Consider the following 3,801-nt stretch of genomic DNA (forward strand, 5'->3'; position numbering starts at 1 on the left):
ATTCCGGCCGCTCTGGCAGGCAAGGATCTGCGCGTGTGCTCGAACACCGGCAGCGGCAAGACCGCGGCCTTCGTGCTGCCCGCGCTGATGAAGGTGATCGCGGCCCGCCAGGACCCGGCGCAAAAGCCGCAACGCGGCGTTGTGCGTGGCCCGCGCATCCTCGTGCTGGTGCCCACCCGTGAACTCGCGATGCAGGTCTGCAAGGCCGCGTCCGACTACGGCCGCCACGTGCAATTCCTGTCGGTCACCACCGTCGTCGGCGGCGTGCCCTACCCGGCCCAGCTGAAGGCCCTGCGCAGCCCGCTGGACATCCTGGTCGCCACCCCCGGCCGCCTGATCGACCACCTGGGCAGCGGCAAGGCCGTGCTCGAAAATGTCGAAATGCTGGTGCTGGACGAAGCCGACCGCATGCTCGACATGGGTTTCATCGAAGACATCGAGCACATCGCCCAAGCCCTGCCCGAAAAGCGCCAGACCCTGATGGCCAGCGCCACCTTCGACGGCGAAGTCGGCCAACTGGCCCAGCGCCTGCAGCGTCCGGACTTCGAACGCATCCAGATCACCGGCCACACCGCCAAGCACGAGAACATCGCGCAGCAGCTGATGTGGGCCGACAACCTCGACCACAAGCATGCGCTGCTCGACTCGCTGCTGACCGACCGCGAGGTTGATCAGGCCGTTGTCTTCACCAGCACCCAGATCGACGCCGACCGCCTGGCCGATCGCCTGCACGAGATGGGCCACAAGGTCGCCTCGCTGCACGGCGGYATGCCGCAAGGCCGCCGCAACCGTGTGCTGCAAGGCCTGCGTTCGCGCCAGCTGCGCATCCTGGTGGCCACCGACGTCGCTGCCCGCGGCATCGACGTGCCGACGATCAGCCACGTCATCAACTACGGTCTGCCGCTGAAGGCGGAAGACTACGTGCACCGCATTGGCCGCACCGGCCGTGCCGGCCGCTCGGGCCGCGCCGTGACGCTGGCCGAGCGCCGCGACGTGCCGATGATCCGCCGCATCCAGCACTACACGACGCAGCCGATTCCGGTTGCGACGGTTGAAGGCCTGGAGCCCCAGCGCGCCGCACCGGAAACCATGCAGCGCCCGCCTCGCGGCGGTGCCCCGCGTGGCAATTCTGGCGGCGGCTATGGCCGTGTCGGCGACTACTTCAACAACAACCGTGGTGGCCCGCGCCACAACGACCGTGGCCATGGCGGTGGTGGCTATCACGGCCATCAAGGCCAGCAGGCCCAGGGCGACCGCTTCGGCGGTGATCGCCGTCCGCCGGCTGACCGCAGCCCGTTCGAGCACCGCGAGCGCCCCGCGTTCGACCAGCAGCGCCCGGCCTTCGAACACCGTGAGCGCCCGGCTTTCGAGCACCGCGGCGACCGCCCTGGCTTCGTGCGCGCTGATGCGCCGCGCCAGGACCGTGCGCCGCAGCGCCCGGCTCACGCGCCGGCCAAGTTCTCGCCTTCGAGCAAGCCGCGCTTCGACAACAAGGGCTCCAGCGCCGGCAAGCGGCCGCGGAAGTCGGTGTAAGCCTGCTGGGGCGGCACCGTGTCGCCCACGGCATAGATGTGGCGGTGCAAGCGCGCCGCCACATCCGCATCAAAGGGGTTCCCCACCTCTTCAAAGGCGCCGAAAGCATCGGCGTCCAGCACCTCTGCCCACAGGTAGACGTAGTAGCCGCAGGCATAGCTTGAGCCGGCAAACACGTGCTGAAAGTGCACCAACCGGTGCCGCATCCCCACCGCCGGCGGCATGCCGAGCCGGGCCAGCTCTTCACGTTCGAACACGCAGATGTCGTCCGGCGCCGCCTCGTCGGTGCGCGCATGCAGTGCCAGATCGACCAGCGCGCTGCCGAGATAACTCACCGTGTCGAAGCCCTGGCCCCAACGCTGCGCGGCCTGCAATCGATCGATCAGCGCCTGCGGGATCGGCTCGCCGGTCTGCCAGTGGCGCGCATGCCTGCCCAGCACCTCGGGTTGGCTCAGCCAATGCTCGAACAGCTGCGACGGCAATTCGACAAAGTCGCGCAGCACCTGCGTGCCAGCCAGCCGGTGGTAGGTGACCTTCGACAGCAGCCCGTGCAGGCCGTGGCCGAACTCATGGAACAGCGTGCGCGCATCGTCGAACGACAGCAGCGTCGGCTCGCCTGGCGCGGCCTTCGCGAAGTTGTTGTTGTTGACGATGATCGGCGCCGGCACGCCGCGGTTCTTCGACTGGTAGTTGAAGTCGCTCATCCACGCGCCCGAGCGCTTGCTCTGGCGCGCGAAGTTGTCGTGCAGGAACAGGCCGGCGCTGCGGCCTGAGCCATCGAACATCTCGTAGGCCTTGACGTCCGGGTGGTAGGCCTTGACCTCGGGCCGCGGCTCGAAGCGCACGCCGAACRGGCGCTGCGCACAGTCGAACAAGGCCTGCACCATGTTGTCGAGCGAGAAGTACGGCTTCAGCTCGGCTTCGTCGATCGCATAGCGGGCTTGGCGCACCTTTTCTGACCAGTAGCGCCAGTCCCAGGCCTGGGGTTCGCCCTGAACGAGGTGCGTGCGCATCATCGCGACCAGCGCCTGGCGTTCACGCTCAGCAGCCGGCAGCGCCCGGCGCCAGACCTCGGACAACAGTTGCCGGACGGCCCCCTGCTCGCCGGCCATCGTGTCGGCCAGCGCGTAGTCGGCATAGCTGGCGCAGCCATGCGCGGCGGCCTGCTGCTGGCGCAGCCGCAGGATCTCTTTGGCCAGTGCGCGGTTGTCGGTCGGCCCGCTCGATTCGCCGCGGCCGACCCAGGCGCGCCAGGCGGCCTCACGCAGATCGCGCCGCTCCGAGAAGGTCAGGAACGGCACGATCAGCGAGCGGTTCAGCGTCACCACATGGCTGCCATCGGGCAGGCCGCGCTCGGTGGCCGCCTGGCGCGCGGCTGCGCGCACGAAGCTGGGCAGGCCGGCCAGATCGGCCTCGCCTTTCAAGTGCAGCAGGTAGCTCGATTCGTCGGCCAATACGTTCTGCGCAAAGCGGGTCGTCAACGTCGCCAGCTCCTGCATGATGGCCGAGTAGCGCGCCTGCGCCGCTGGGTCGAAACGGGCACCGGAGCGCACCGCGTCTTCGTGCAGACGCTCGAGCAGGCGCAAGGCCTCGGGCGTCAGGCCCAGGCCCGCGCGGTCGGCGTGCAGCGCGTCCAGGCGCTTGAACACGCCGGCGTGCATCTTCACCGCGCTGTCATGCGCGGCCAGCGGCGCGGCCATCTCGCGTTGCACCGCCTGCAGGGCGGGCGACGTTTCCGACGCGGTCAGGTTGCCCAGCACCGCCTCCAGGCGATACAGCAGCGCACCGGCACGGTCGAAGGCCGCGACGGTGTTGTCGAAGCTCGGCGGCTCGGCCTGGGCACCGATCGCATCCAGCTCGGCCAGGTGCTGGCGCATCGCCTCGGCCAGTGCCGGCGCAAAGTGCTCAGGGCGGATCTCGTCGAACGGCGGCAAGCCGAACGGCCCGGTCCAGGTGGCGAGCAGGGGGTTGGAAGTCGATGTGGAGGTGGATGGCATGAACGGCAGCCGGATGACAGTCTGATGGCGGCGATGATGCCATTGGGCGTGGGGCGCGGCCCTCGCCAATCACCCCAGTGCCTGCCCGGCTTCCTGCGACGCCGTCCACCGCCCGCACAATTCGCGCATGCCCGCTCCTAACTCGACGCCGGTCCGCACCGGCCTGATCGGCTTCGGCTACGCCGGCCGCACCTTCCACGCCCCGCTGCTGTGCACCACGCCGGGGCTGGCGCTGGTGGCCGTCGCCAGCTCGCAGCCCGCGGCCGTACGG

At 69.3% G+C, this 3,801-nt stretch carries 2 protein-coding genes; one reads left to right on the forward strand and one right to left on the reverse strand.

The window, feature by feature from the left end; all coding sequences use genetic code 11:
- On the forward strand, positions 1 to 1,533 hold a 1,533-nt coding region (locus AC1DYI_RS29220), incomplete at its 5' end, for a DEAD/DEAH box helicase (protein WP_477207627.1).
- Here AC1DYI_RS29220 and AC1DYI_RS29225 read toward each other — a convergent pair.
- Entirely contained in the window at positions 1,443 to 3,530 is a 2,088-nt protein-coding gene (locus tag AC1DYI_RS29225) for a M3 family metallopeptidase (RefSeq protein ID WP_477207628.1), read from the reverse strand. The two genes, AC1DYI_RS29220 and AC1DYI_RS29225, sit on opposite strands and share 91 nt — an antisense overlap.
- Between the last annotated feature and the right edge of the window lie 271 nt (positions 3,531 to 3,801).

Source organism: Ideonella sp. P3_A4, from assembly GCF_056403075.1.